General features: G+C 55.9%; 8 protein-coding genes. 4 read left to right on the top strand and 4 right to left on the bottom strand.

Annotation, left to right across the window (positions count from 1 at the left end; genetic code table 11):
* Positions 1-480: 480 nt before the first annotated feature.
* On the bottom strand, positions 481-687 hold the full coding sequence (locus HY247_08430; GenBank protein QQG48745.1) for a hypothetical protein: 207 nt from the start codon (positions 685-687) through the stop codon (positions 481-483).
* A gap of 335 nt (positions 688-1,022) precedes the next feature.
* Here HY247_08430 and HY247_08425 point away from each other — a divergent pair, with 335 nt between their 5' ends.
* A complete protein-coding gene (locus HY247_08425) occupies positions 1,023-1,523 on the top strand; it encodes a hypothetical protein (GenBank protein QQG48744.1) in 501 nt (166 codons plus the stop codon).
* Between the two features lie 52 nt (positions 1,524-1,575).
* Positions 1,576-2,211, top strand: a complete 636-nt coding sequence (locus HY247_08420; GenBank protein ID QQG48743.1) for a hypothetical protein — start codon at positions 1,576-1,578, stop codon at positions 2,209-2,211.
* A 32-nt stretch (positions 2,212-2,243) separates the two neighbouring features.
* Here the strand turns inward: HY247_08420 and HY247_08415 are convergent, their stop codons facing one another.
* Complete coding sequence (locus tag HY247_08415) at positions 2,244-2,624, bottom strand: DUF559 domain-containing protein (GenBank protein QQG48742.1); 381 nt, start codon at positions 2,622-2,624, stop codon at positions 2,244-2,246.
* A 59-nt stretch (positions 2,625-2,683) separates the two neighbouring features.
* Positions 2,684-3,877, bottom strand: a complete 1,194-nt coding sequence (locus HY247_08410) for a DNA cytosine methyltransferase (GenBank protein QQG48741.1) — start codon at positions 3,875-3,877, stop codon at positions 2,684-2,686.
* 64 nt (positions 3,878-3,941) lie between these two features.
* Between HY247_08410 and HY247_08405 the strand changes: the two genes are divergently transcribed.
* Together HY247_08405 and HY247_08400 are read left to right on the top strand one after the other, a co-directional pair.
* The gene (locus HY247_08405) at positions 3,942-4,787 is read left to right on the top strand and encodes a helix-turn-helix transcriptional regulator (protein QQG48740.1); all 846 of its coding nucleotides are present in this window, start codon (positions 3,942-3,944) and stop codon (positions 4,785-4,787) included.
* A gap of 82 nt (positions 4,788-4,869) precedes the next feature.
* Positions 4,870-5,373 carry a hypothetical protein gene (locus HY247_08400; GenBank protein QQG48739.1) on the top strand — a complete coding sequence of 168 codons (504 nt, stop codon included), beginning with the start codon at positions 4,870-4,872 and terminating at the stop codon, positions 5,371-5,373.
* A gap of 129 nt (positions 5,374-5,502) precedes the next feature.
* On the opposite strand, the gene HY247_08395 is transcribed toward HY247_08400, so the two are convergent.
* A complete protein-coding gene (locus HY247_08395; protein QQG48738.1) occupies positions 5,503-6,768 on the bottom strand; it encodes a hypothetical protein in 1,266 nt (421 codons plus the stop codon).
* Positions 6,769-6,815: the final 47 nt, after the last annotated feature.

Genomic DNA, 6,815 nt, shown 5'->3' with positions numbered 1-6,815 from the left:
TTGAAGGAGGTCGGAGACGACGGGGCTGTCGGCAGGAAGCTTGGCACGGACCTTCTCCTTGAAGGAACGCAAATCGACAGTTCCCTGGCCAAGCAGCTTCATGGGAACTCAAGCCATGGCCAGATTTAACGGCGGCCGACTTGCAGTGGCGTGCCAGCACTGGAATGGCACATTTAGAGCCGTTTTTGGTACTAGATTGGCCCCTGGCGCCAGTTTAGGAATTTCCGCACCTACCAAGGAACGCTGAAGGAAAGCAGGAATCACACTACCACAATTTTTACGGAAAACTACCACAAACGTACACCTGTGTCGAAATTTTGGTAGTACCCCCAACCTGGTCAATGCGTTCTGAACGCCAGTAAGGGTCGTTCAATGGGACGACTAGTATCGCTTCTTAGGCCGCTTTACCGATGTCCTTCCCTTCCGATCCTGTCCTCCCGCTTGGCCAAGGTCGAGAGAGGGTAGAGGAGGCCCATCATGTCAATCCTGGAGATTCTCTCTGGCAGCTCCAGCAGGACCTCCCGCGGGGGGGGAATCGGTCGAGCATCTGTCTGCCAGCTTCTTTAGCCCGCCGATGTCGATGCTCCTCTCGCTCATCTTGGCTAGGAAGGCCTTGTAGAAGTAGTCGTCCAGAGCCGCCATTGCGCCCTCATTGCCGACAGGCTTTGACTTCGTTCTCGGAGACATGCCTCCATTCCCCCAAACGAAAGCATAATGCGTGTTCTCCTCGCCAGGTGATTAATGGGCCGGAAGGGGTCGCGACGGAACGTAGCATGCCTCATGTCTCCGACCTGTTAGATCGGTCGTTCTTCGTTACTCGGATCACAACTCCTTTCTCTTAGCCATCAAGGAGACCCTCTGTGACGATGGCCAAGGAGGAAATGAACACCCGCAATGAAGCGCAAGTTGGACAGGGCATTTGGAACTGGTCAACGCGGGCTTATTTGGGTTAGTCGACTATGTTTTCACTGGGCGATTCGAACCTCAATTTTGGTTCCCTCGTTCGCACCCAAGCTATGCTCATGTCCTCCCGGAGGGAGAGCTTAGCAGAGCGGGCCATTCTACCGCCAATACTCATAAGGCACGCCTCCCCCAAGCCAAGGGAATTGACGAAGGAAGGCGCGCGGAAGGCTGTGGCTACGATGAAGCGGAAGGGGATTCTATCGGCGAAAGCGCGCAAAGCTTGGGACACGAGGAGGGCTCGGGGAACTACCGGGGATTTCGAAACGTTCGCTTTGAAGTTAATCGCTTGGCTGCGCACGGTCCCCGCAGGGAAGAGTTTGGAGCAAGTCAGCAAGTTGGAGGGGTTCAACCAGGCGAAGCTCCGAAAGCTGATGGACCTGCGTGTGCTGCAAGAAAGAGAGGGAAGATACATCGTCCAGGAGGAGTTCTTGGACAAGTTCAGGCAGGAGAATCTTGAAAGGAAGAAGAAGCAGATTGAGGAAATTGAAATCGAGGACTACCTCGAAAACTTGGAGGCGCAACTCGCCGCCAAAAAGCGTCCAGTCGCTGGCGTGGCGTAGGGATTAGGACTCCGACTACTGCTTTTATCTACAAACGCTGCGGGCTACACCGTTGCGATGGGATGTCAGCAGTTTCAGGCGCTCGCTCGATGAACTGTTCGAGTTCAAGAAGACGGAACTGACGAGATTTCTTGAGACACCCCCCGGACGTCCCCCAAACGATCTCGACAGAGAAACGCGCGATGCGCTGATTGAGGACGCACTCGGCCGGGCTGAAGACGCCTTGTACCCCATGGCGAAGTCGGAATTCAAGAGCCTTACTTCAGGCCGCACGTACGCGCGCAAGCGACCGCGGTTGAACAGGAACGGTCCGCTTTCATCTGACTCGTGGGATAGGATAGGAGTGTTCCTCGACGGGTTCTACGATTCGCTTGAGACGTCTAGGCAGATTTACCTGTTCTGGCGGGGCAACGATTGCCTTTACGTGGGGCAGACCAAGAACGACGTGTGGGGCGGCGGAGGCAAGTGGCGAACGGACCTTTGGCGTGAGTGCACCCATGTCCAGATACTCTCGACCGACAGCAAGCGCGATCTGGGCAAACTCGAATGCCTAGCGGTCCACGTCTATCGGCCCAAGTACAACAAGTACAAGCCCCCCATCAGGTACTACGGCACGAGGTGCCCGGTGCACGAAGTCCTCAGCCCGATTCGGTCCGAGTTGGAGACCATGTTCTCGCTTCGGGCCTGAACCCGGCCCCGTTCACCCTAGGCAGGAGCCTGTTACTCGGTGCGACCTAGGGCTTCGACCAGTTCGCGTCGGCAACGCCGCGGGTCCCCGAAAACTTCGTCGTCCCAGAAACGCAGGACCAAGTACCCCTCGCCGGAGAGTTGACGGGTCACCTGCCTGTCTCTTGCTCGGTTCCTTGCGATGTGGGCGACCCAATATTCGGGCCGCGAACCTCTTTCCAAGCGTTTCTTCAGCGCCTTCCAGCGGCGGCCGTGCCAGAAGCTGCTGTCGCAGAACAGGGCAATCCTCCCTTGAAGGAGGAAGTCGGGGTTCCCTTCGAGCCTTGGATGGGAAAGGTAGCGGATGTTCATCTCTTCGAGGATTTGTCTCATCGCTTTTTCCAGCTTTGTTCCTTTGCTTCTGATGCGCGACATTACTTCGCTACGCTTCGCCTTGGAGAACGGGTCCTTCGACCGACGTGGCCTTCGAGGATTCATCCGGCGGTCTGGTAGATAGGGCCCAAGTCGACGGCGGTTCCGTCTAGGTACCGTCTGCACCACTTTCCCATCACGTTGCCCAAGAGAGGAGGAACGGCGTTCCCTATGAGTTTGGCAATCTGCGACTTGTTGCCTATGAACACGAAGTTGTCCGGAAACGACTGTATCCTCGCCGCCTCCCTTGGCGTGATGGCCCTGTCTTGGAACGGGTGGATACACTTGTTTGATCCTGGATAAGGGAAGTTGCCTGTAAGAGTCACTGAAGGCTTGTCTGGCTCGATCCGCGAATACGAAGTCGAGAAGCCGCTTTTGACGATCCCCTTGGGCAGCGAGTTGACGTTGGGGCCGCTTCTTTTCACGATGTCTAGCATTCTGCGGCCATGGGAAGTTGCATAGTGCAACGCGAGTTCGTTGCAACCCCCCCGCAACCTCTTCTGGTACTCGTTCAGGGGCGCTTTAGAGTACGCCCTCACCTCGCGGCCGGGTTCGACTTCGGGCAGGTCGCTTATCGCGTCCCAAGCCGTCAGCGCTTCTGCCAATTCCCTTGCGTTGTCGATTTCGGGAGTCACGGAAATCACCTTCGACTTGTCGTAGTAACCTATCGTCGAGCCGTTGCTCTTGTGAGTGGGTCTCGGGAAACTAAATCGGGGGACGTCGCGGAACCCCACCATTAGTAAGCGCTCCCTTCTCTGGGGAACCCCGAAGTTTGCGGCGTTGAATATCCTCCAATCGACGCTGTACCCCGTGCCTTTGGCTCGATCCATCACGGCCCGGATGGTCCTGCCATGGTTGTACGTAGCCAGCCCAATCACGTTCTCCATGATGAACGCCTTGGGCCTGAAGTAGTCGACGTAGTCCAAAAAGTCGACGTACAGGGAGTTCCTCAGGTCGTCGTTGTTCCTCGAACGGTGCGGCCTGATCGAAGTGAACCCTTGGCACGGTGGCCCTCCCGCTATGACATCGATGTCTCCTCTCGAGATTCCAAAATCGGCCTGCACCCGCCGGGGGGGGAACTTGGTGATGTCGGCGCAGACCGCTATAGCCTGCGCGTTGTTGGCCCTGAATGTGGCCACCGCATGCTTGAGGATGTCGATCCCAAAAACCACCTTGCTCTCATCCCCGAGGCCCTCGCACAGGCCGTGTGAAAACCCGCCTGTTCCGCAGAACAGGTCCATCACTTTCCAAGCCATGGCCGATTTGGTCGACCATACAATGTGGCGATGATATAAAACAACCCACATTTCTCCCTAGCCCATGTCGCCTGTCCAGCCGGGCTTTGGCAGGACGATGAGGCAGTTGAGAGAGAAAGTCGGGAAGCCGCTCGAGCAACTCTCGAAAGAAACGGGAATAAGCGAAAGGACTATCGGGCAGGTAGATGGCGGGACGCTGGAGCCCACCCTCTCTGACGCGATTTCGATCGCAAGCAACCTCTACGCCCAAGTCCAAGATTTGGTGCGCCCTCGCCCGGCCAGGCTCGCGCGGGGGACGTTCGAAGACCCACCCCCTGCTTTCCGCATGAACCAGGGGATGATTAGGACGGCAATCGAAGCGACCTACTCGGTCCTCGACTTCATCGACGACGAATTGCAGCAGCGTTCCGAAACTCGCCTTTCCCAACTCATCGAACTGGCGAACCTTTCCGCTGTCTTGGGCAACGTCTTCGGCGGCATCCTGGCAAAGTCGTCGAACGGGGTTTGGAAGAGGAATAGCCCTCACAAGTACCCCGACCTCATCCCCGTGTCCCGCACCGCAACTGGCGGGGTGGAAATCAAGGTCGCATTGGAGACTAACCTGCCCAAGGGACACCTGCCAAAACCAGGGCCGCACATTTCAGTCAGATACGTGCTGGTGGACTCGGAGAACGGCTACCGGTACGTCAAAGGAACCCGAGGAGACGCCGTGGCAATTTGGGAGGTGAAGTGCGGACGGCTAGGGGCGGGCGATTTCAGACTCAGCAATACGCCGGGGGACTCTGGGAAGACTGCTAACTTCTCCGCCGATGCGTTACGAAGAATGAAACTCGTCTATTTCGACAGCGACCTTTGCCCCCGCAAAGACGTCGATGGATACCTCAAAAGGAACGGGTTTTCGCCGTCGTAATCGATACCGAGGCCCTGATGCGCTTCGCTTGGCCATTCGGGAAAATAGGGTTATACGGTGCGCGAGGCCCGTGTCCGCCTCGATGATAGATTGGAAGTGCTACCCACAGAACGCCGAGGCCCCGGCCCTGCTGAAAGGCGTAGTAGCCTGCTTCGAGCAGGTAGAGAAGCAGGTCACTTCGGACGTCCACAAGTTCAAGAGCAACAAAGTACTTGACATCCTTAGGCCGAAGCTGAAGAAGCTTGGATTCCAAGTAGAGGACAAAGAGAAGGGAAGCCGCATCAGCGTCCCGGTCCTATTCGGGGAAAGGGGCAAATGGCAAAAGTCTTTTCAGGTTGACGCGTATCATGAGGCTGGGAAAACGGTGATAGAAATCGAGGCGGGAAGGGCTTTCACCAATTTCCAGTTCCTGAAGGACGTTTTCGAAGCGTGCGTCATGCACAACGTCGAATACCTCGCGATCGCGGTGCGAAAGACCTACTTGGGAACCAAGGACTACGGGAAGATTCTCGAATTCATGGACACCCTCTTTGCAAGCGGGAAGCTTGGAATCCCCCTGCGCGGCATCATGATAATCGGATATTGAAGGAGTTCAGCAGGCTTACCAAGGCGAGACCGCCGCCATGGAGCAGGCAAAGATGCCAACTTGAGGGTCAAGACTCTACGCAGGACCAAGAAGGAATCTCGATGCTATCCCCTAACCCAAGAACTGTCATTAGTACTTGAGCTTCTCAATCAAGCCGTCGAAACTGGATGGATCTGAGGGCTCTGTCCTTCTGAGATGAGTTATGCCTTTCTTTGTCAAGGCGAGCATGGCAATTGCGGAGAGTCTCAGCAGCCATGAAACCATCTCGTAGTCGTAATCGTTTATTGGTTCGGCCCGGCGTCTCACCTGTTGGTGAGCGAACGAAGATCTCTTTCTATAGAGACGGACGACTTCCCTGTTCAGGCGGACTCGGGACTCGGAACGGTTTTCCTTTACAAAATCGTCCGTGACCATGCCTTCTGGGACATTTCCTAGAAACCCCATATGAGGCAAGAGTCCGAACGCGAAAGCCATCCAGTATTTGCTATCACCCAGTAGGTACGTAACCTTCTCTGCGAGCTTCCAACCCAAGTTGTCACGGTCGTCTTCGGACAAGAAGAGCGACTCCAATGCTATCATCTTGAGGAGGAACCTCACGTTAAGGGGCGCACTTCCTTCAATCATTCCGAAGATATCGGCACATGCCACTATCCTAGTCTCGAGCTCCGAGGCGTTGTTCTTTCGGACAATCCGGGTCATGTCATCTGCTATTTCCTCAACACCAGGGACCCTTGCAATGAAAGTTGGGAGATCGGTGACTTCGAAGTGCTTTGATTCCCCGGTCTCGTCGCACATCATGTAACATTGGTCATCGTCCATGGCAGGGAACGCCCAGTAAACCAAACCTCTGGTGAACTCCCCGGCTCCCGTGATCAGCTCATACGCGGCGAGAGTCCGCCTCTTCCCTAGCTGGGCCTTTTCGACTGCATCCATCCGTCCCACAGTACTGACACGAAGGTGCAGGAACCAATCCTCGGATCTAGGGGTCTCCATGGCCGAGGCACTCCTTTTCCTAGGGCGATTCTGGGCTTTATAGTGGTGAGCACTGACGAATCTCCGCACGTCGGGAGGCAATTCCGCAAACGGTCTCAGCTGGCCAAGGCCGAATTCCACCCCGGCTGGGAATCCTGCGGTCATAAGCGGGCCGAAGTAGAAATCGTACCAGCGCTCCTTGTGAAAGAGATGCTTCCGAAGTGCTCTCTCAAGGTCTCCCTTGGTCACATTCTCGATCAATCTCCTCCGTGTGTGCAGGCGCACGTCGAGGAAGAAATCGTCCAAGTCGAGCATGGAGATCTTCCCTTTGAAATCCGGAGACTCGAGAACAGCTCGGTATAGCTCCCCCAGAACAGCGTAATACTCGCGCCGACCGCCCAGATGCTGTTTTACGACTTCCATCGCATCCCAAGCCTTCGACCACATAACAGTCGATTTTTGGTTGGTTG

Source organism: archaeon, from assembly GCA_016432545.1.
In the GTDB taxonomy this organism is placed as follows: domain Archaea; phylum Thermoproteota; class Nitrososphaeria; order Nitrososphaerales; family Gagatemarchaeaceae; genus UBA183.
Note: the sequence above shows the minus strand (reverse complement) of the source record. Positions and strands in the feature narration are given on the sequence as shown.